Annotated in this window: 20 protein-coding genes; 8 read left to right on the forward strand and 12 right to left on the reverse strand. The window is 69.9% G+C overall.

All coding sequences use genetic code 11. The annotated features are described in order from the left end of the window. Window positions 1-116 precede the first annotated feature (116 nt). Complete coding sequence (gene tuf / locus IEZ21_RS42105) at window positions 117-1,295, reverse strand: elongation factor Tu (protein WP_189327103.1); 1,179 nt, start codon at window positions 1,293-1,295, stop codon at window positions 117-119. 318 nt (window positions 1,296-1,613) lie between these two features. Next, on the reverse strand, window positions 1,614-2,342 hold the full coding sequence (locus IEZ21_RS42110) for a DNA alkylation repair protein (protein WP_189327104.1): 729 nt from the start codon (window positions 2,340-2,342) through the stop codon (window positions 1,614-1,616). Window positions 2,343-2,391: 49 nt separating this feature from the next. Here IEZ21_RS42110 and IEZ21_RS42115 point away from each other — a divergent pair, with 49 nt between their 5' ends. Beyond that, window positions 2,392-3,180, forward strand: a complete 789-nt coding sequence (locus tag IEZ21_RS42115; RefSeq protein ID WP_189327105.1) for a TVP38/TMEM64 family protein — start codon at window positions 2,392-2,394, stop codon at window positions 3,178-3,180. A gap of 20 nt (window positions 3,181-3,200) precedes the next feature. Here the strand turns inward: IEZ21_RS42115 and IEZ21_RS42120 are convergent, their stop codons facing one another. Next, on the reverse strand, window positions 3,201-4,370 hold the full coding sequence (locus IEZ21_RS42120; RefSeq protein WP_189327106.1) for a thiolase family protein: 1,170 nt from the start codon (window positions 4,368-4,370) through the stop codon (window positions 3,201-3,203). A 105-nt stretch (window positions 4,371-4,475) separates the two neighbouring features. Between IEZ21_RS42120 and IEZ21_RS42125 the strand changes: the two genes are divergently transcribed. Further along, the gene (locus IEZ21_RS42125) at window positions 4,476-4,949 is read left to right on the forward strand and encodes a winged helix-turn-helix transcriptional regulator (protein ID WP_189327107.1); all 474 of its coding nucleotides are present in this window, start codon (window positions 4,476-4,478) and stop codon (window positions 4,947-4,949) included. Window positions 4,950-4,967: 18 nt separating this feature from the next. Here the strand turns inward: IEZ21_RS42125 and IEZ21_RS42130 are convergent, their stop codons facing one another. Genes IEZ21_RS42130 through IEZ21_RS42140 form a run of 3 tightly spaced genes read right to left on the reverse strand, consistent with a single transcriptional unit; the run spans window position 4,968 to window position 7,833 of the window. Continuing rightward, complete coding sequence (locus tag IEZ21_RS42130; protein ID WP_373302367.1) at window positions 4,968-5,690, reverse strand: cupin domain-containing protein; 723 nt, start codon at window positions 5,688-5,690, stop codon at window positions 4,968-4,970. Next, entirely contained in the window at window positions 5,684-6,619 is a 936-nt protein-coding gene (locus IEZ21_RS42135) for a DUF6807 domain-containing protein (protein ID WP_189327109.1), read from the reverse strand. Before IEZ21_RS42135 ends, IEZ21_RS42130 begins: the two co-directional genes overlap by 7 nt. Further along, window positions 6,616-7,833: a Gfo/Idh/MocA family protein gene (locus IEZ21_RS42140; protein WP_189327110.1), complete on the reverse strand. Its 1,218-nt coding sequence runs from the start codon at window positions 7,831-7,833 to the stop codon at window positions 6,616-6,618. The genes IEZ21_RS42135 and IEZ21_RS42140 overlap by 4 nt, the downstream gene beginning before the upstream one ends. Window positions 7,834-8,172: 339 nt before the next feature. Between IEZ21_RS42140 and IEZ21_RS42145 the strand changes: the two genes are divergently transcribed. Further along, entirely contained in the window at window positions 8,173-9,048 is an 876-nt protein-coding gene (locus tag IEZ21_RS42145; protein ID WP_189327111.1) for an undecaprenyl-diphosphate phosphatase, read from the forward strand. Between the two features lie 94 nt (window positions 9,049-9,142). Further along, window positions 9,143-9,328, forward strand: a complete 186-nt coding sequence (locus tag IEZ21_RS42150; RefSeq protein WP_078492265.1) for a hypothetical protein — start codon at window positions 9,143-9,145, stop codon at window positions 9,326-9,328. Window positions 9,329-9,478: 150 nt separating this feature from the next. On the opposite strand, the gene IEZ21_RS42155 is transcribed toward IEZ21_RS42150, so the two are convergent. Further along, window positions 9,479-10,216, reverse strand: a complete 738-nt coding sequence (locus tag IEZ21_RS42155) for an SDR family NAD(P)-dependent oxidoreductase (RefSeq protein ID WP_189327112.1) — start codon at window positions 10,214-10,216, stop codon at window positions 9,479-9,481. 184 nt (window positions 10,217-10,400) lie between these two features. Here IEZ21_RS42155 and IEZ21_RS42160 point away from each other — a divergent pair, with 184 nt between their 5' ends. Next, the gene (locus IEZ21_RS42160) at window positions 10,401-10,886 is read left to right on the forward strand and encodes a nuclear transport factor 2 family protein (protein WP_189327113.1); all 486 of its coding nucleotides are present in this window, start codon (window positions 10,401-10,403) and stop codon (window positions 10,884-10,886) included. A gap of 95 nt (window positions 10,887-10,981) precedes the next feature. Then, entirely contained in the window at window positions 10,982-12,568 is a 1,587-nt protein-coding gene (lnt, locus tag IEZ21_RS42165) for an apolipoprotein N-acyltransferase (protein ID WP_189327114.1), read from the forward strand. Here lnt and IEZ21_RS42170 read toward each other — a convergent pair. Beyond that, on the reverse strand, window positions 12,492-13,397 hold the full coding sequence (locus tag IEZ21_RS42170; RefSeq protein WP_189327115.1) for a Gfo/Idh/MocA family protein: 906 nt from the start codon (window positions 13,395-13,397) through the stop codon (window positions 12,492-12,494). The two genes, lnt and IEZ21_RS42170, sit on opposite strands and share 77 nt — an antisense overlap. A 247-nt stretch (window positions 13,398-13,644) precedes the next feature. Here IEZ21_RS42170 and IEZ21_RS42175 point away from each other — a divergent pair, with 247 nt between their 5' ends. Both IEZ21_RS42175 and IEZ21_RS42180 read left to right on the forward strand, forming a co-directional pair. Continuing rightward, the gene (locus tag IEZ21_RS42175) at window positions 13,645-14,157 is read left to right on the forward strand and encodes a DinB family protein (protein ID WP_189327116.1); all 513 of its coding nucleotides are present in this window, start codon (window positions 13,645-13,647) and stop codon (window positions 14,155-14,157) included. A gap of 103 nt (window positions 14,158-14,260) precedes the next feature. Continuing rightward, complete coding sequence (locus IEZ21_RS42180) at window positions 14,261-14,728, forward strand: hypothetical protein (protein ID WP_189327117.1); 468 nt, start codon at window positions 14,261-14,263, stop codon at window positions 14,726-14,728. 27 nt (window positions 14,729-14,755) lie between these two features. Here the strand turns inward: IEZ21_RS42180 and ung are convergent, their stop codons facing one another. The 4 genes from ung to fabG form a co-directional block, all read right to left on the reverse strand. Continuing rightward, window positions 14,756-15,439 (reverse strand): uracil-DNA glycosylase, encoded by a 684-nt coding sequence (gene ung, locus IEZ21_RS42185; RefSeq protein ID WP_189327118.1) that lies wholly within the window; start codon window positions 15,437-15,439, stop codon window positions 14,756-14,758. A 143-nt stretch (window positions 15,440-15,582) separates the two neighbouring features. Next, window positions 15,583-17,163, reverse strand: coding sequence for an ABC transporter substrate-binding protein (locus IEZ21_RS42190; protein WP_189327119.1), 1,581 nt, complete (start codon window positions 17,161-17,163; stop codon window positions 15,583-15,585). 202 nt (window positions 17,164-17,365) lie between these two features. Beyond that, on the reverse strand, window positions 17,366-18,124 hold the full coding sequence (locus tag IEZ21_RS42195; protein ID WP_189327120.1) for an SDR family oxidoreductase: 759 nt from the start codon (window positions 18,122-18,124) through the stop codon (window positions 17,366-17,368). Window positions 18,125-18,150: 26 nt separating this feature from the next. Beyond that, complete coding sequence (gene fabG, locus IEZ21_RS42200; protein WP_033327043.1) at window positions 18,151-18,912, reverse strand: 3-oxoacyl-ACP reductase FabG; 762 nt, start codon at window positions 18,910-18,912, stop codon at window positions 18,151-18,153. Between the last annotated feature and the right edge of the window lie 54 nt (window positions 18,913-18,966).

Below are 18,966 nucleotides of genomic sequence, written 5' to 3' on the forward strand. Positions count from 1 at the left end.
CGCAGCCGCGACACGACTGTCACCCCCACCCCCCTGGCGGGGGGCCGGGGGGCGCAGCCCCCAGTTTCGGGAAGGGGCGGGGCTGGGGAAAAGAACCCCACCCCCACCCACCCGTGTCAGCCGACCGACGTCACTGTGCCGGCACCCACCGTCCGGCCGCCTTCGCGGATCGCGAACCCGAGCCCCGGCTCGAGCGGGACGTCGCGGCCCAACGAGACCGTCATGGTGACGGTCTCCCCGGGCCGCGCAACAGCCCGCTCGCCGAGGTCGACGTCACCGACCACATCCGCGGTGCGGATGTAGAACTGCGGCCGGTACCCGGTGGACACCGGCGTCGTACGCCCGCCCTCGCGCGTCGACAGGACGTACACCTGTGCCGAGAAGTGGCGACTGGGTACGACGCTGTCGGGCGCCGCGACGATATGGCCGCGGCGCACCGCGTCACGCGCGACACCGCGCAGCAGCAACGCCACGTTGTCCCCTGCCTGCGCCTCCTCCATCGGCTTGCCGAAGGTCTCCAGGCCGGTGACGACGGTGTCCACGGAAGCACCGAGCACTTCGACCCGGTCGCCCACGCGAATCGTGCCGCGCTCCACCGCGCCCGTCACGACAGTGCCGCGGCCGGTGATGGTGAGCACGTTCTCGACGGGCAGCAGGAACGGCGCGTCGAGATAGCGCTCGGGCATCGGGACGTACGTGTCCACAGCGTCGAGCAGCGCGTCGATCGCCCCGGTCCAACGCGGGTCCCCCTCAAGGGCCTTGAGCCCGGAGACCCGTACGACCGGTACGGAGTCACCGCCGTAGCCGTGCGCGGAGAGCAGCTCGCGGACCTCCAGTTCGACGAGGTCGGTGAGCTCCTCGTCGCCCGCGTCGGCCTTGTTGAGGGCGACGACGATGTGGTTGACGCCCACCTGGCGGGCGAGCAGTACGTGCTCGGCGGTCTGCGGCATGATCCCGTCGAGTGCGGAGACGACGAGGATCGCGCCGTCGAGTTGCGCGGCCCCGGTGACCATGTTCTTGACGTAGTCGGCGTGGCCCGGCATGTCGACGTGCGCGTAGTGCCGGGTGTCGGTCTCGTACTCGACGTGCGCGATGTTGATGGTGATGCCGCGCGCGGCCTCCTCCGGCGCCCGGTCGATCCGGTCGAACGACACGTATTGAGTGCTGCTGCCGGAGCCGCGCTCGGCGAGGACCTTGGTGATGGCGGCGGTCAGGGTGGTCTTGCCGTGGTCGACATGGCCCATCGTGCCGATGTTCAGATGCGGTTTCGTGCGGACGTAAGCCGTTTTGGACATGGCGGTACCTCGAAGCCTCTCAGTGGAACCGAGTGATGGTCCCGGCGGAGCGGGACGGGGACCCCAAGGAACTTGCCGACCCTCCCCCTGCGGGGTCCGCCGGAGGATCCGGAGAGGGTCAGCTTCGGGCGCCGTCGACGGCGGCCACTGTGGTCACGACGGCAGCCTTCGGGGCATCCGCGAGTGCGGATGCTGCGAGGAGGAAGGCGTGCCGGAACATGAGGAGATCATTGCTGACGTGTCAGCCCACGTCGAATGAATTTCGGCGGCCGGGAGGCGGACGTGAATTTGGCGCTCACCAGTGGTTCTGCTGGTCCGTCAGGGGCCGATGTTCTTGAGCGCCTCACGCACCGAGAGTGGTGAGAGCCGCTCCCGGGCCACGAACGCGCGTACCGCCTCCGGGTCCGTCTTGGCGTACTCGCGCAGGCACCAGCCGATCGCCTTGCGGATGAAGAAGTCGGGGTGGCCGGACTGGCGGACGCAGTACGCGAAGAGGCGTTCGGTGTCGGTGGCGTCCTTGTAGCGGAGCTGGTGGAGGAGGGCCGTGCGGGCGATCCACAGGTCGTCGTCCTCGATCCACGCGTCCATGTCGGCCCGCAGCTTCGGGTCGGCGGCCACCAGGCCTCCCACCACATGGCAGGCGAGCAGGTCGACGGTGTCCCACCAGGGGACCGTGGAGACGAGATGGCGTGCCACCGGCAGGAAGCCGGACGAGAGACGCGTCACATGGCGGCGCAGATAGTCGACTGCGAAGTAGTGGTACTCGCGTTGCGGCAGACGCCAGCAGCGCAGCGCCACCGCCGTGCAGTCCGCCTCGTCGGGGCGGGGCGTTCCTGCCAGCACGGTGCGTGAGAGCGCGCGGCGATCCGGCATGGTCAGGCCGAGGAAGGGCGCGATGTCCTTCATGTACGTGCGCATCGACTCGGCCCGCTCCGGATCGGCCGCCGCCGCGTAGGTGGCGGTGAGCCGCTCCAGCAGAGTGTCCGCGACGGCGCTGCGGGGCGGCTCCAAACGGCCTTCTGACGTTCCGGTGGCTGTGACGCCCATGGGACGAACCATACGGCGATCACACACATGGGTCAGTTAGTGTCGCCGAATGCTCGATGCCACCACCCGCTCTGGGGGCACCGCCACGGCCGCTCCCCCGGCCGCCGCCACGGATCTCGGCTCCGCCGAGTTCGCCGCCCCTGAGTTCGCCGCCGCGCCCACGGGTCTTGCCGCGCGCTGCACGAGAGCACTGCTCTCGCCGTGGTCCCGGCTGTCCCTGCTCGTGACGCTGCTCATGGCCGCCGCCGCGACCGTGCTGCTCTTCCAGCCGCAGAAGCTGCTGGCCGACGGCTGGCCGCCACAGCTGAACGGTGCCGCTGCGGCCGTGGTGTTCGCGGTGGCGTACGGGCTGTGCACGGTCGCCTTCGTGCCCAGGCCGCTCCTCAACCTCGCGGCGGGCGCACTCTTCGGCTCGCAGCTCGGGCTCGGGGCCGCGCTCTCCGGCACGGTGCTCGGGGCGGGCATCGCATTCGGGCTCGGCCGGATGCTGGGGCAGGACGCGCTGCGGCCCTTGCTGCGCGGACGCTGGCTGAAGCTGGCCGACGGCCAGCTCAGCCGACACGGCTTCCGCTCGATGATGGCCGCGCGACTGTTCCCCGGGGTGCCGTTCTGGGCCGCGAACTACTGCGCGTCCGTCTCCCGTATGGGCTACCTCCCCTTCCTCCTCGCCACAGCCCTCGGCTCGATCCCGAACACCGCCGCGTACGTCGTCGCCGGCGCCCGCGCCTCGGCTCCGACGTCCCCCGCCTTCCTGATCGCCATGGCCTGCATCGCCCTCCCGGCCCTGGTGGGGGCGGCCATCGCCTGGCGCAAGCGCCACCATTTCCGCGGACGCTGAGAGAGCCGGCTGAGTCAGGCCTACAAGCCCTCCAGCACCATCGCGTTCGCCAGGCCGCCCGCCTCGCACATCGTCTGGAGTGCGTAGCGAGCTCCGCGGGCCCTCATCGCATGCACGAGGGTGGTCGTCAGGCGGGTGCCGCTCGCACCGAGGGGGTGGCCGATGGCGATCGCACCGCCGTGCACGTTGACCTTGGCGAGATCGGCGCCCGTCTCCTGCTGCCAGGCGAGGACGACGCTGGAGAAGGCCTCGTTGACCTCGAAGAGATCGATGTCGTGGACGCTCAGCGACGCCTTGCGGAGCACTTTCTCGGTGGCGGGGATGACACCTGTGAGCATCAGCAACGGGTCCGATCCGGTGACCGCAAAGCTGTGCAGCCGGGCCAACGGGCGCAGGCCGAGGCGGGCCGCGGTCTCGCTCGACGTGATGAGCACGGCGGACGCACCGTCGTTGATCGGGCTGGCGTTGCCCGCGGTGACGTTCCACTCGATCTGCGGGAAGCGCTCGCCGAAGTTCGGGTCGTAGTAGGCGGGCTTGAGACCGGCCAGGACCTCCGTGGTGCTGCCTGGCCGGACGCACTCGTCGCGCGTCACCCCCTCCAAAGGCGCCACTTCGTCGGCGAACAGGCCGCTCTCCCAGGCCGCGGCCGCCTTCCGGTGCGAGTCCACCGCGAACGCGTCCATCCGGTCGCGTGAGATCGACCACTTGGCCGCGATCAGCTCGGCGCTGATGCCCTGCGGCACCAGGCCCTCCGGGTAGCGTTCGGCGACTCCGGGCCCGAAGGGGTCCTTGCCCGCCGGCACGTTGGACCACATCGGCACACGGCTCATCGACTCCACCCCACAGGCCACCACCAGGTCGTACGCCCCCGAGATGACGCCCTGCGCCGCGAAGTGCACGGCCTGCTGGGACGAACCGCACTGACGGTCCACGGTCGTCGCGGGCACCGTCTCGGGGAAGCCGGCCGACAGCACGGCGTAACGGGTGGTGTTCATGGCCTGCTCGCCGACCTGGTCGACCGTGCCGCCGATGACGTCGTCGATCAGCGCCGGGGCGACACCGGACCGCTCGACGAGGGTACGGAGCGTGTGGGCGAGGAGTTCCACGGGATGGACGTGGGCGAGGGCACCGTTCGGCTTGCCCTTGCCTATCGGGGTGCGTACGGCTTCGACGATGACTGCGTCACGCATGGTCTGGCCCCTCGGAGTCGATGAGTTTGCTTTCCAAACTCGCCAAGTGACTCCACAGTAACCCGGTGGGTTGGAAGAACCAACCCACCCTCTAGACTGGATGGCATGAAGGACGCCCGCCCCTGCTCGATCGCCGGCACGCTTGCTCTCGTCGGCGAGAAGTACTCCCTGCTCGTCCTGCGTGAGGTGTCCCTGGGCGCCACACGGTTCGACCAGCTGGTGCGCAACATCGGCGCCCCGCGCGACGTACTCACGAACCGCCTGAAGCGTCTGGTCGACGTCGGGGTGCTGGAAAAGGTCGCCTACAGCGAGCATCCGCCGCGCTTCGAGTACCGGCCCACGACGGCCGGTCTGGAGCTGGAGCCGGTGCTCCTCACGCTCATGGCATGGGGCGACCGCCATCTCAACGACGGCGATCGCCCCATGGTGCTCGAACACGTCGGCGGCCACGGACACGTGGGCGGCCACGAACTGGTTCCGGTCGTCGTCTGCTCGGAGTGCGGCGAGCAGGTCCGGCACGACGAGCTGACGGCCCACCCGCAGACCCCGGGGTGGACGGTGACGGGCCCGGCGGCGTAGAGCCGGGCTTACGTCCCTTTACGTTCCCTGATACACGTCGAGCCGCCCGCACATCCCGAACTTGCCGTACGCGGACGGCTGTTCGGCGCGTACGGCGGCATCGGCGAGGTGGGACACGTCACCCTTCTCCAGCCGCTCGAGCTGCTCCCCCGTGGCCGCGGCAGCCGCCTGTGCGCCGCGTTCCCAGCGCTCGCGCCACTCGGCGAGCCGGGGCCGCACGAGCGCGGCAGCGGCCCGATGGAACGCGGCCAGCGCCTCGGGCCCGTCCGCGTCGCGCAGCGCCCGGTAGCCCTCGAGGGCGAGGTCACGCCGGGCGCGGGCGATCCGCTCCCGCTCCTCCTCGGGCGCTTCCGCCGGGATGACGGTGGCGGCGGCGTAGGTCTCCGGGTCGGTCAGGTACTTCGGGGGCAGCGTGAGCACCGCGTCCCCGGCCTCCGGCAGGCCGTTGTTCTGCATGAGGACGGTGATGCGCAGGTCGTCCTCGTTGACGAGCCGGTGGATGGTGCCGGGCGTGAACCAGGCGACCGTGCCGGGTGCGAGGGGCGTCACCTCGTATCCGGACGTCGTCAGGGTCTGCACCGCGCCCCGCCCGCCGGTGACGACGTACGCCTCCGAACAGGTCAGGTGCAGGTGGGGAGTTCCGCCGCACACCCCGTCCGCGGCGGGCCAGTCGTAGACGGACAGATGCGAGACGGCGACGGCTCCGGGAAGGCCGGTGAAGCCGGGGGCAGCGCTCACCACGGGTGCTCCTCCAGGTACTTGGCGATCTCCTCACGCTCCCAGGCGCCGTCGGCGACGACCACGCGGTAGCGACGGGTGAGGGTGTCGCCGGGCGCGAGCTCCAGCTCGTCGAAGAAGGCGAAGGACGGGGCGACGGCCGCGAACGGCTCGTTGCGGACGAACCAGTGGGCCGGGTGGGCGCCGCCCGCGCCGGTGTGGTCGTTCTCCGGGGCGTGCGCGAAGACCAGGGTCGCATGGCCGTCGGTGACGTCGTGCTCTCCCGAGTACGCGAGCCAGGGCGCCTGTTGCCCCATCAGCTCGGGCCCTTCGCTGTCGGGCCCGATGATGCGCCCGTCCCGGAAGGCGCGAGGGCCGCGCCAGAAGAGGCCCGTGTAGCCGGCCATCTCCCGCCCGGCCGTCGTGGGGCTGCCGAACCGCAGGGGCTCGTCGCGCCGGTTGGTGACGGCGGTCGTCCAGGTCAGCGCCCAGGACCCGGACGACGGGTCCACGTCATGCACCTCGATACGGCGCTCCTCGTCGGCCCAGAGCGTGCCGTCGTACGGATGCCAGGTGAGCCGCTCGGCGATGACGAAACGGCCACTGTCCGCACCGACCTCGTCGAACTTGACGTGCGCCATCGAACCGACGCGCTCCGGGAGTTCGAGATACCCCTGCCCGTGCACGTACGAGTTGCCGCCCCACAGGTTCGCCCCCGACAGATGCGAGGCGGTCATCTGGAGGCCCTTGTGCCAGCGGTGGTCGTTGGGCCGGTAGTCGGTGACAACGTTGCCCGCCAGGGTCCTGAGCGGATGCACGTACGGCTTCGGGGCCTCCCAGGCCGCCTCGGGGCCGTACACATAGCTGAACAGCTCGACGCCGGTGGTGGGTTCGGTGATCGTGATGCGGTCGCCGTGGGCGTGGACGACGCGCAGTCCGTCCTGTGCGGTCATGCCGGTACCTCCTTCTCGTGCGTCGCCGGTGCCCAGCCGGGGGCGCCGCCGTGCAGGGCGGTGTAGTAGGGGTCGCCGGGGCCGATCTCGCCGGCCCGTACGGTCCTGTCCGTGAACGCCGACTTGTAGAGCGCGGTGATCAGCTCCAGGCTGGTGCGCCCGTCGGCGCCGCTGCTGCGCGGACGCTCACCCGCGCGCATGCTCGCGACCAGTTCGCGCAGCTGGGCGAGGTGTGAACTCGGCACGTCCGCGCCGAAGTTCTGCCAGGCGGCCACGTCCTCGGCCGGGGCGTCCGGCACCGGGATGACGTGCCAGTTGTCGTTGCTGTGGCCGTAGAGGTGAGTGAGTTCGACCGTCGCCCGCTCGCAGTCGATGCGGATGCGGCTGACCTCGTCCGGGCTGAGCACGCTGTTGACCACGGTCGCGAGAGCACCGCTCTCGAAGCGTACGAGCGCGGTCGAGACGTCCTCGGTCTGCACGTCGTGCACCAGGCGTCCGGCCATGGCCCGTACCTCGGTCCACGGGCCGAGCAGATCGAGCAGCAGATCCATCTGGTGGATGCCGTGCCCCATGGCGGGCCCGCCGCCCTCGGTCTGCCACTTTCCGCGCCAGGGCACCGCGTAGTAGGCGGCGTTGCGGTACCAGGTGGTCTGGCAGTGCGCCACGAGTGGCCGCCCCATGGCCTCTTCGGCGATCAGGCGTCGTACGTGTCTGGCGCCCGAGCCGAAACGGTGCTGGAAGACGATGGCGGCATACGGACCACCGTCGAGCCCTTCTTCGGCCTCCACGGCGTCGAAGTCGGCGAGCGACGGCACCGGCGGCTTCTCGCACCACACCCAGGCACCGGCCCGCAGCGCGGCGACGGTCTGCGCACGGTGCAGGGTCGGCGGGGTGCACACGGAGACGAGGTCCGGGCGCTGCTCGGCCAGCATCCGGTCGAGATCGGTGTACGCGTGCGGGACGCCGCCCTCCGCGCAGAACCGCTTGACCGCTTCGGCGTCGATGTCGACCGCCGCGACGACCTCCACCTCGCCCTCGGCGGCGAGCGCGGCGAGAGCGGGCAGGTGGCTGCCGGCGATGGCTCCGGTGCCGACGATCGCGGCCTTGATGCGGCGGCCCTCGAGCGGGGCCGCGGTTCCACTTCGGGACGAGGTCCGGTGCGAATCCTCGTGCGGGATCGTCTCGCTGGGGGTTGCGTCGCGGGGGGTACGCATCTACGTGATCAGCACTCCATCGGACGTGACGTTCGGCTCTGGCGGACGCCCGCCGACCCCGGCTGGCCACCGATTTCAGCAAGCGCTTTCACTCCTCGCGGAAACGTAAGCGCCGAGGTCGGGGCGGGTCAACACCCTGTCCACCATTGCGGAGGGTGCGCCACCGCGCGCCGAGCGGGGCGTGCGCCGGTGTGCGCTGGGGGAGGCCCGGCCGCCCGCACCGCCACCGCGGGACGCTACGCTGCCCCGGTCGCGCCTGATCACCGCAACCGGCAACACGGCGCGTACGTCCTCCCATTCGCTCCGCACCCGCCCTCAGCACTTGGATCACGTAACTTCATGTCTTGGTTTGAATCCCTCATCCTCGGACTCGTCCAGGGGCTGACCGAGTTCCTGCCCATCTCCTCCAGCGCACATCTGCGGCTGACCGCGGCGTTCGCGAGCTGGGACGACCCGGGGGCGGCCTTCACCGCGATCACCCAGATCGGCACGGAGGCCGCGGTGCTGATCTACTTCCGCAAGGACATCGCGCGGATCATCTCGGCGTGGTCCCGCTCGCTGGTCGACAAGACGATGCGACAGGATCACGACGCGCGGATGGGCTGGCTGGTGATCATCGGCTCGATTCCGATCGGTGTGCTGGGCGTCACGCTCAAGGACCAGATCGAGGGTCCGTTCCGTGATCTGCGTATCACCGCCACGACACTGATCGTGATGGGCGTCGTCCTCGGCATCGCGGACCGTCTCGCCGCACGCGAGGAGGCCGGCGGCAAGCACCGGATGCCGAAGGAGCGGAAGTCACTCCAGGAGCTGACCGTCAGGGACGGCCTCGTCTACGGCGTCTGCCAGGCGATGGCCCTCATCCCCGGCGTCTCCCGCTCCGGCGCCACCATCAGCGGTGGCCTGCTGATGAGCTACAGCCGTGAGGCCGCGGCCCGTTACTCCTTCCTGCTCGCCATCCCGGCGGTGCTCGCCTCGGGCCTCTACGAGCTGAAGGACGCGAGTGAGGGCGGGCATGTGTCGTGGGGGCCGACGGTTTTCGCGACAATTATCGCTTTCTTCGTGGGTTACGCAGTCATCGCATGGTTCATGAAGTTCATCTCGACCAAGTCCTTCATGCCCTTCGTCTACTACCGCGTCGCACTCGGTATCGTCATCATCGTGCTGGTCAGCATGGGTGTCCTGAGCCCGCACGCGGCGGAGTCGGCGGGCTGACGGCCGCCGGGCGACCGCCATCGTGACCAACCACATATGTTTTGGGTAGTCGTTTGGTAGCGGGCTGTCAGTCCTTGGGCCTAGGCTTGTACACATGTCCCCCGATCCCATGACCCCTGGTTCCGTGCGGTCCGCTGCCGCGCTGAATGAGCAGATCCGCGCCTTATGGATACGGTCGGGCGGCTCCTTGTCGCCTCAGGAGCGGGCGGAGTATGAGCTTCTGGTGGTGCAGTGGGCGGCGGCGGTTCGGCTGCCGCCGTTGGTTGAGCAGGGCGCCTAATAGCTCGGGGGTGCGGTTAGTTTGGCGGCTGCCGGCTCGTTGTGGCTTGTCGCGCCCCGCGGCGGAGCCGCAAATGTCACAGCCCCGCGCCCCTTAAAAGCGGCTGCGCCGCTTTACGGCGGCGCGGGCCTGGCAGTCAGCGGCCCAGGATCAGCGGCCGCCCGCCACCCGTAGCACTGTCCCCGTCGCGTAGGACGCCTCCGGGGACAGGAGCCATGCGATCGCCGCGGCGATTTCCTCAGCCGTGCCTGCCCGGCGGAGCGGGATCGTCGGGATCAGCCGGGCCGGGCGGTCCGGTTCGCCCATCGCCGCGTGCATCTCTGTCTCGACGAGGCCGGGGGCCACCCCGTTGACGCGGATGCCGTCCGGGCCGAGTTCCTTCGAGAGGCCCATTGTCAGAGTGTCGATCGCCGCCTTGCTCGCCGCGTAGTGGACGTACTCTCCGGGGCTGCCCAGCGTGGCCGCTCCCGACGACACATTGACGATGGCGCCGACGCCCCGGGGCACCATGTCCCGTGCGGCCCGGCGTGAACAGAGCAGTGTGCCGAGGAGGTTGACCTCCATGACGCGGCGCAGGTCGGCGGTGTCCGCGTCGACGAGGCGGCCGAGCCGACCGGTCACCCCGGCGTTGTTGACCAGTCCTGTCACCGGGCCCAGCCGCTCCGCCGTATCGAAGAGCCCTTCGACGTCACCCTCGTCGGAGACGTCGACCCGTACGGTGACGCAGCGCGCTCCCGCCTCGCGTACGGCGGTTGCGGTGCGCTCGGCAGCCGCGTCGTCGCGCGCGTACGCCACCACCAGGTCGTGCCCGTCCGCCGCCAGCCGCACGCAGGTTGCGGCGCCGATTCCGCGGCTGCCGCCCGTGACGACCGTGACAGGGCGAGACATGTGGGCTCCTTCATGATCCATGCGTTCATGATCCATGTGTGCGGGCTGCCTACGATCGCAGATCCGCCGGTACGCCAGTCCATGGGGTCCATGCGTACCGGTTCGACCGTACGGACGGCACACGGCTGGTGAATATCGGGGCGCACCCCTTGGCGTTGCCCGTCCCGTGGCCAACACTGAGCCGATGACTCAGCGTGTGGAACTGGCGACGGTGATGGACCGGCTGGCGGTCGACGGACTGATCACCGATTATGCGGTGGCGGTCGACGACGGGGACTGGGAGGCGTACCGGGGCCTGTTCACGTCGGACGGGCGGGCGGACTACCGGTCGGCGGGCGGTATCGAGGGGGATGCGAAGGAGGTCGCCGAGTGGCTGACGCAGACCATGGAGCTCTTCCCGATGCGCCAGCATCTGATCGTCAACCGGCAGGTGCGGTTCGGGCCGCTGGAGCATGACACCGGTGACACGGCGCAGGTACGGGCGGACTATGTGAACCCGATGCGGTTCGCCGGACACGACGGCGGAGACACGACGCCGGACTTCGTGTGCGGCGGCCGTTACGACTTCGCGCTGGTGCGTACGGACAGTGGCTGGCGGCTGCGCTCAGTGGTCGTCGACGAGAAGTGGCGCCGGGCCCCGCAGGCTCGTCAGGAGCCCGCCGCGACCTGATCGGATACGCCCTTACGGAGATCGTCTCCGTCGCGCACACTGGAGGCAGCAACAGAGGTACGCACCGGGCTTCGGGGGGCCGAGGGAGGCGCTGCATGCAACTGTCCGCCATTGGCCGGCGCCGGCTCCTGGAGTCCCCCCGGTGGCGCGGTGCCGCTGCCGCACTCGCCGGGGCCCTGCCCATGCTGAGCTTCCCGCAGCCGTCCCTGTGGTGGTTCGCGTATGTCGCACTGGTTCCGTGGATGCTGCTCGCGCGCTCGGCGCCGACGGGGCGGCGGGCGGCGTACGACGGCTGGCTGGGCGGGCTCGGTTTCATGCTGGCCGTGCACCACTGGCTGCTGCCGAGTCTGCACGTCTTCACCTTCGTCATAGCCGCCCTGCTCGGCGCGCTGTGGGCCCCGTGGGGCTGGCTGGTCCGCCGCTTCCTGGCCGGTGCGCCTTCGCCCGGCAAGGTGGTGGCGGCGCTTTTTGTGCTGCCCTCGGGCTGGCTGATGGCCGAACTCGTGCGCTCCTGGGAGGGATTGGGCGGGCCGTGGGGCATGCTCGGCTCGAGCCAGTGGGAGGTGGAACCGGCGCTGCGGCTCGCCTCGGTCGGCGGGGTGTGGCTGCTCAGCTTCCTGATCGTCACCGTGAACGTCGCGGTGGCCGTCCTCATAGCGATACGCAGCGCACGTGTCCCGGCCGTCGCCGGACTGGTGGCGACGGCCGTCGCCACCTCGGCGGCCTGGGTATGGTCGCCGCGCCCCGACGTCGACGGCCAGGTGCGGATCGCCGTGGTGCAGCCCGGACCGATCAACGGCGTCGGCGGCGCCGAGAAGCGGTTCGCGCGTGAGGAGGCACTCACCCGGCAGCTGGCCGGGCAGGACGTGGACCTCGTCGTCTGGGGCGAGAGCAGCGTCGGCTTCGACCTCGCCGACCGGCCCGACCTCGCGAACCGGATAGCCGCGCTCTCCCGCGAGGTGGGCACCGACATCATCGTGAACGTGGACGCACGCCGCTCCGACCGGCCCGGCATCTACAAGAGCTCGGTGGTCGTCGGTCCCGAGGGTCCGACCGGCGACCGCTACGACAAGATGCGGCTGGTCCCCTTCGGTGAGTACGTCCCCTTCCGTTCCGTCCTCGGCTGGGCCACCTCCGTCGGCAAGGCCGCGGGCGAGGACCGCAGACGCGGCACGGAGCAGGTGGTGATGACCGTCGGGGACGGTCTGCGGGTGGGCCCGATGGTGTGCTTCGAGTCGGCGTTCCCCGACATGAGCCGCCATCTCGCGCGGGACGGCGCCGAGGTGCTGCTGGCGCAGTCGTCGACCTCGACGTTCCAGCGGAGCTGGGCACCGGAGCAGCACGCGTCGCTGGCGGCGCTGCGGGCCGCCGAGACGGGCCGGCCGATGGTGCACTCGACGCTCACGGGCGCCTCCGCCGTCTACGGCCCGAGCGGTGAGCGGGTCGGCGACTGGCTCGGCACGAGCGCGAGCGCCTGGGAGGTGTACGACATACCGCTGGCCGACGGCGTCACGCCGTACGCACGCTACGGCGAGTGGCCGGTGTACGCGGCGCTGCTGATCCTCGCGGCGCTGGGCGCCACGGAGGGCATACGGTCGCTGCGGATCAGGCGGGCCGCTCCTGAACCGCACGCACCACCCGCTCGCACAGCTCATGGGTCGCCAGCGCATCCCGGGCACTGAGCACCTTCCCCGCGCGTACGGCGTCCAGGAAGGCGAGCACGGCCTGCTCGATGCCGCGCTGCCGGGCCACCGGCACCCAGTCGCCACGGCGCCGCACGGTCGGCTGGCCCTTGTGATCGATGACCTCGGCGAGGTTGACGACCTGCCGCTTGGTGTCCTGACCCGACACCTCGAGGATCTCCTCGTTCGAGCCGCTCAGCCGGTTCATCACACCGAGCGCCGTGAACCCCTCCCCCGCGAGCACCAGCACCACGTGGTGCAGCAGCCCGCCCTCGGCCCGGGCCCGCACGGTCACGTTGTCGACCGGGCCCGGCGCCAGGAACCGCAGCGTGTCCACGACATGGATGAAGTCGTCGAGGATCATCGTGCGGGGATGCGCGGGCAGGCCGACGCGGTTCTTCTGCATCAGGATCAGCTCGCGCGGGTGGTCGGCGCACTGGGCGTACCCGGGTGCGTAGCGCCGGTTGAAGCCGACGGCCAGGCTGGTGTCCCGCTCCTCCGCGAGCCGCACCAGGCGCTCGCTGTCGGCGAGTTCGTACGCGATCGGCTTGTCGACATAGGTCGCGACGCCCGCCTCCAGCAGTCCTCCCACGATCTCGGGGTGCGCGGGGGTGGGCGCGTGCACGAACGCCGCGTCGAGGTCCTGGGCGAGCAGGTCCGCAAGGTCGGTGTGGCGGCGCTGGGCCGGGATGTGGAGGCTGTCGGCGACTCTGCTGAGGGTGGCGGGTGTCCGCGTGTGCAGATGCAGCTCGACATCCGGCTGCGTGGTGAGCACCGGCAGATACGCCTTCAGCGCGATGTCGCCGAGTCCGATGCAGCCGACCTTCACAGGGGTCTCCTCAGGGGCGCCTATGCGGGTGTCTCACGGGCGGTGTGCGCCTCGGCCGAAAGCATACGGCCGCCGTGGTGGCCGCCAGTCGGCGAGGGCGACCCGGTCGCGGTGGGCTCGTACCACGCGGAGGTGCCGAGCCTCGACGAGGTGCGGGAGCTGATCGACGGGATGCTGGGTGGCTGATCCGGGCGAGGAGCGGCGAAATCCCCTGGCGCTGCGTCAACGGGCGGGCGAGGATGCGCACATGACGACCGAACGCCGTGAGCCCGCCACCACCGCCGACGAGCGCACGATGCTGGAGGGCTGGCTCGACTACCACCGCGAGACGCTCGCCTGGAAGTGCGAGGGCCTGAGCGACGCCCAGCTCAGGACCGCCTCCGTGGAGCCCTCCGAGCTTTCGCTGATGGGGCTCGTACGGCACATGGCGGAGGTCGAGCGGGGCTGGTTCCGCAAAGTCCTCGCGGCAGAGGACGCGGGGCCGCTCTACTACAGCGACGAGGACCGGGACGGCGAGTTCCATCTCACCGACACGGACACCTGGGAGGAGGCGTACGCCACCTGGCAGGCCGAGATCGAGATCGCCCGGCGCAACGCGGCCGGCTTCGGCCTGGACGACCTGTCCAAGGGCCGGAGCCAACGCACCGGCAATCAGTTCAACCTGCGCTGGATCATCACCCACATGATCGAGGAGTACGCCCGCCACAACGGCCACGCCGACCTGCTCCGTGAGCGCATCGACGGGTCCACCGGCGACTGAGACCCCGTGCGGGCCGAGGTACCCCCGCGGGCCGTTCACCCGTGCGGGGCATCCTCCGCTTCTCAGCTCCCCAAAGCGCCCCCGATACACCAGAGTTGCGCGGGTGCACCGATCCACGACCACCGCAACGCTCCTGGTCACCGTGGCCGTCTCGGCCGTCTCCGGCTGCGTGACCGTCCAGCACCCGCCCTCCCCCGGCGTACCGGCCCCATCGAGCCGCCCCTCGACACCGCACCCCGAGGTCAGGTCCGACCCGCGCCTCGTGCAGGCCCCGGCCCAGGAGGCCCTGGAACGCGTCGGCCCGCCCCGCCGTCCCTCCCCGCCGGTGGCGACACCCAGCCCGACAGCACCGCCATCTCCCCCGGCCACCGCACGCCGGCCCTCCACGGACGCGCCGAGGAACTCTGATCCCCAGCGCCCCGAACAGCCCTCCACACCGCGCGGCGTCCCACATGTCCCGGCCCGGCCGCGCCCAGCGGACCCGGGCGTGTGCGACCTGGGCCGAAAGTACGGCAGATGGCAGCCGGACAGCCCGGAGGCGACCATCTGCCAGGAGACGTACGGGAGTTGAGCCCCACGGAACCAGCCTGTCAGCCGGTCAGCCCAGGTTCGGGATCCGCCAGTCGATCGGGGCGTGGCCCTGCCGGGCGACCGCCTCGTTGATCTGGGTGAACGGGCGCGAGCCGAAGAACTTCTTGGCGGACAGGGGCGAGGGGTGCGCGCCCTTCACCACGGCGTGCCGCTCCGCATCGATCAGGGGCAGCTTCTTCTGGGCGTAGTTGCCCCACAGCACGAAGACCACCGGGTCGGGCCGCGCGGCCACCGCCCGGATCACCGCGTCCGTGAACTTCTCCCAGCCCTTGCCCTTGTGCGAGTTGGCCTCGCCGCCACGCACCGTAAGCACCGCGTTGAGCAGCAGGACGCCCTGCTCGGCCCACGGCAGCAGAAAGCCGTTGTCCGGGATGGGGGTGCCCAGCTCCTCGTGCATCTCCTTGTAGATGTTGCGCAGCGACGGCGGGATCTTCACGCCCGGGCGGACGGAGAAGCACAGACCATGCCCCTGGCCCTCGCCGTGGTACGGATCCTGGCCGAGGACCAGTACCTTCACCCGCTCGTACGGCGTCGCGTCGAGCGCGGCGAAGACCTCCTCGCGCGGAGGGTGGACGGGACCCTTCCCGCGCTCCTCCTCGACGAACTCGGTGAGCTCCTTGAAGTAGGGCTTCTGCAGCTCTTCGCCCAGGACGCCGCGCCAGGACTCGGGCAGCATGGCGGTGTCGGTCACGTGAACTTCCTCCGTTGTGCGCTGACTTGACGGCCGCAGCGTGCGTACGGCCGGGGACGGCCACGCGGGGCGCGGCCGTCCTCAGAGCACAGAAACCTACAGGCGCCCACTGACAATCGGGCCCGAGGCCGGAGAGAGCTGGGCTACCAGCTGGTCTTCCAGTACAGCTCCCACATCGCCATCATCGTCGCCGGGTCGATGGAGTTCTCGGCACCGGCGATCTCTTCGTTCGCGGCCACGTACGACTTGCCCTGCCACAGCGGCAGCAGCCGCGCGTCGTCGACGAGGATCTGCTGAGCCCGCTCGAACTGGTTGGTCACGGCGCCCCGGTCGCTCTCACGGCGGGAGTCGGGGATCAGCTTGTCGGTGATCTCGGGTGCCTCGTACGGGGTACCGAGCGCGTTCTGCTCGCCCACGAAGGGTGCGATGAAGTTGTCGGCGTCGGGGAAGTCGGGGTTCCAGCCGCGCCCGAACACCGGGTACTCGCCCTTCTGGTAGCCCGGCGCGTAGGTCTTCCAGGGGCGGCTCTTCAGCTTGACCGTGAACAGGTCGGAGGCTTCCAGCTGCCGCTTCAGCTCCTCGAAGGCCGGCTTGGTCTGCGAGCCGTACCGGTCGGTGGTGTACCAGAGGGTGATCGGGACGCGCTCTGTGATGCCGTCCTGCTCGAGGATCTGCCTGGCCTTGGCGGGGCTGGGCTTCCCGAAGTCGTCGAAGAAGCTCGTGGTGTGGCCGACCAGACCCTTGGGGATCATGGAGTACAGCGGCTCGACGGTGTCCTTGTAGATGTTGTGGACGAGCGCCGGGCGATCGACGACCTGGGCGATCGCCTTGCGGACGGCGGGCCTCTTGGACCACGGGTCCTTGGGGTTGAACACCAGGTAACTGATCTCGGTGGTGGGGTTCTCGACGAGCTGGAGCCCCGTGTCATCGCCGCTGTTCTGGATGTCCACGACGTCGGTGGCGCCGAGGCCACGGTAGATGACGTCGATCTGCTTCTTCTTGAGAGCGTCGACCACCTGGGACGACTCCGAGAAGTAGCGGATGGTGACGGCGTTGTTCTTGAGTTTGGCGATGCCCTTGTAGTTGTCGTTCTTGACGAGCTGGGCTTCCTTGCCGTCCTCGTAGGACTCCACGCGGTACGGCCCCGCGCCGATGACCTCGCCGTCCTCGCGGAGCTTGTCCGCGGGGTAGTCCTCGGGATCCACGATCGACATGGCGGGCGTGGAGAGCACGAAGGGGAACGTCGCGTCGGGCTGGTTCAGATGGAAGACGACCTCGAGGTCGCCCTTCGCCTCGACTCGGCCGAGGGTGGTCAGCAGACCGGCGGGGCCACCATTGAAGTTGATCTTCTTGATCCGGTCGATCGAGTGCTTGACGGCCTTCGCGTCCAACTCGTGTCCGTCGGAGAACTTCAGGCCCTCTTGCAGCTTGCAGCTGTACACCGAACTGGAGCTGTCGGTGAAACTGCAGCTCTCTGCGGCGTCGGGCTCCGGCTTGGACGCGCCGGGGGGGAAATTCAGCAGTGTCTGGTGGACATTGCGGAACAGCTCCCAGGAGCTGTCCCACGAGGCCGCCGGATCCAGGGTGCTGGGCTGACTGGTCGTCCCCACGACGATCGGCTTCCCGTCGTCGGAGGATTCCGAGGAGAAGACACCGCATCCGGCGACCAGGGCTATGGACGCGACGGCCCCCATCAGACGCAGGTATCTGTCCCGCTTGAACACGCGCACCATCCTCGATCGGGCATACCACAAGGGTGGCCAGACGATACCGCAGTGTCGGGTCGGTTGGGGCGCCGCCCTGGCAGTGCGCTTGATCAGCAGGTATGCCCGCACAGTGTGGGAGTGGTGTCATTCCTGTGCGCGCCCCTCGCCGGTGGGCGCCCGGGCGGCTTCGACCGGACCGCCCGGGCGCCCTTCGCCTTCGTCAGCCGACGCCGGCGTTGAGGAAGATCCCGCCGTCGACGACGAGCGTCTGCCCGGTGATCCAGTCCGACTGTTCCGAGGTGAGGAACGCGGCGGCCCCCCCGATGTCGGACGGCACGCCGAGTCGGCCCAGCGGGTAGGACGCGGCGGCCTCCTCCTCGCGGCCTTCCCACAGGGCCTCGGCGAACTTGGTCTTCACCACGGCCGGCGCGATCGCGTTGACCCGCACCTTGGGCGCGTACTCGTGCGCCAGCTGGACGGTCAGGTTGATCATCGCGGCCTTGCTCATGCCGTACGCGCCGATGAACGGCGAGGCCGAGACGCCTGCGACGGAGGCGATGTTGACGATCGCGCCGCCGTTCTCGCTCTGCCAGGCCTTCCACGTCCGCTGGGCGAAGCCGAGCGCGGAGATCACATTGGTCTCGAAGACCTTGCGCGCGACGTTCAGGTCCAGCTCGGCCATCGGCCCGAACACCGGATTCGTACCGGCGTTGTTGATCAGGAAGTCGATCCGGCCGAACGCCTCCATCGTGCGCTCGACGGCGACGGCCTGGTGGGCCTCGTCATGGGCCTTGCCCGCGACGCCGATGACGCGGTCGGCGCCGAGCTTCTCGACGGCTTCCTTGAGCGCCTCCTCGCCCCGGCCGGTGATGCACACCCGGTCACCGCGAGCGATCAGCGCCTCCGCGATGCCGTAGCCGATGCCGCGGCTCGCGCCGGTGATGAGCGCGACCTCGCCCGAGAGTTCCACAGTGGTCATGTCCCTTGTCCCTGGCTTCCCCGGCCTCAGTTGAGCGGTCCGCCGGCAACGTACAGCACCTGTCCGGAGACGAATCCGGCGTCGTCACCCGTGAAGAAGGCGATCGCGCCCGCGACGTCGTCCGGCCTGCCGACACGCTGTACGGGGATCTGGGTGGCGGCCGCGGCCTGGAAGTCCTCGAAGCCCATGCCGACCCGCTCGGCGGTGGCAGCGGTCATGTCGGTGACGATGAAGCCGGGCGCGACGGCGTTCGCGGTGACGCCGAACTTGCCGAGTTCGAACGCGAGCGTCTTGGTGAAGCCCTGCAGGCCGGCCTTGGCGGCCGAGTAGTTGACCTGGCCGCGGTTGCCGAGCGCCGAGGACGAGGAGAGGTTGACGACGCGGCCGAACTTGGCGTCCACCATGTACTTCTGGACGGCCCGCGTCATCAGGAAGGCGCCGCGCAGGTGCACGCTCATGACCGTGTCCCAGTCGGACGCGGACATCTTGAAGAGGAGGTTGTCGCGGAGCACGCCCGCGTTGTTCACGAGGATGGTCGGCGCACCGAGCTCCTCGGCGATCCGCGTCACGGCGGCCTCGACCTGGGCCTCGTCGGAGACGTCACAGCCGACGGCGATCGCCTTGCCGCCGGCGGAGGTGATCTTCTCCACGGTGTCCTTGCAGGCGGCCTCGTCGAGATCGATCACCGCGACGGCACGCCCCTCGGCGGCCAGTCGTACGGCGGTCGCGGCACCGATACCGCGCGCGGCACCGGTGACTACGGCTACCCGCTGCTCAGTGGTGGACATTGCTGGTTCTCCTCGCCTTTGAAAAGCCTGCGCTCACACGGTACGCCCATGAAG

The sequence above is a fragment of the Streptomyces flaveus genome (genome assembly GCF_014647675.1).
Taxonomy (GTDB): Bacteria; Actinomycetota; Actinomycetes; order Streptomycetales; family Streptomycetaceae; genus Streptomyces; species Streptomyces flaveus.

What these genes read in the sequence shown, in the direction of transcription:
- tuf (WP_189327103.1), bottom strand. Translation starts at nt 1,295, where the DNA reads ATGTCCAAAACGGCTTACGTCCGCACGAAACCGCATCTGAACATCGGC.
- IEZ21_RS42110 (WP_189327104.1), bottom strand. Translation starts at nt 2,342, where the DNA reads ATGGGCGTCACAGCCACCGGAACGTCAGAAGGCCGTTTGGAGCCGCCC.
- IEZ21_RS42115 (WP_189327105.1), top strand. Translation starts at nt 2,392, where the DNA reads ATGCTCGATGCCACCACCCGCTCTGGGGGCACCGCCACGGCCGCTCCC.
- IEZ21_RS42120 (WP_189327106.1), bottom strand. Translation starts at nt 4,370, where the DNA reads ATGCGTGACGCAGTCATCGTCGAAGCCGTACGCACCCCGATAGGCAAG.
- IEZ21_RS42125 (WP_189327107.1), top strand. Translation starts at nt 4,476, where the DNA reads ATGAAGGACGCCCGCCCCTGCTCGATCGCCGGCACGCTTGCTCTCGTC.
- IEZ21_RS42135 (WP_189327109.1), bottom strand. Translation starts at nt 6,619, where the DNA reads ATGACCGCACAGGACGGACTGCGCGTCGTCCACGCCCACGGCGACCGC.
- IEZ21_RS42140 (WP_189327110.1), bottom strand. Translation starts at nt 7,833, where the DNA reads ATGCGTACCCCCCGCGACGCAACCCCCAGCGAGACGATCCCGCACGAG.
- IEZ21_RS42145 (WP_189327111.1), top strand. Translation starts at nt 8,173, where the DNA reads ATGTCTTGGTTTGAATCCCTCATCCTCGGACTCGTCCAGGGGCTGACC.
- IEZ21_RS42150 (WP_078492265.1), top strand. Translation starts at nt 9,143, where the DNA reads ATGTCCCCCGATCCCATGACCCCTGGTTCCGTGCGGTCCGCTGCCGCG.
- IEZ21_RS42155 (WP_189327112.1), bottom strand. Translation starts at nt 10,216, where the DNA reads ATGTCTCGCCCTGTCACGGTCGTCACGGGCGGCAGCCGCGGAATCGGC.
- IEZ21_RS42160 (WP_189327113.1), top strand. Translation starts at nt 10,401, where the DNA reads ATGACTCAGCGTGTGGAACTGGCGACGGTGATGGACCGGCTGGCGGTC.
- lnt (WP_189327114.1), top strand. Translation starts at nt 10,982, where the DNA reads ATGCAACTGTCCGCCATTGGCCGGCGCCGGCTCCTGGAGTCCCCCCGG.
- IEZ21_RS42175 (WP_189327116.1), top strand. Translation starts at nt 13,645, where the DNA reads ATGACGACCGAACGCCGTGAGCCCGCCACCACCGCCGACGAGCGCACG.
- IEZ21_RS42195 (WP_189327120.1), bottom strand. Translation starts at nt 18,124, where the DNA reads ATGACCACTGTGGAACTCTCGGGCGAGGTCGCGCTCATCACCGGCGCG.
- fabG (WP_033327043.1), bottom strand. Translation starts at nt 18,912, where the DNA reads ATGTCCACCACTGAGCAGCGGGTAGCCGTAGTCACCGGTGCCGCGCGC.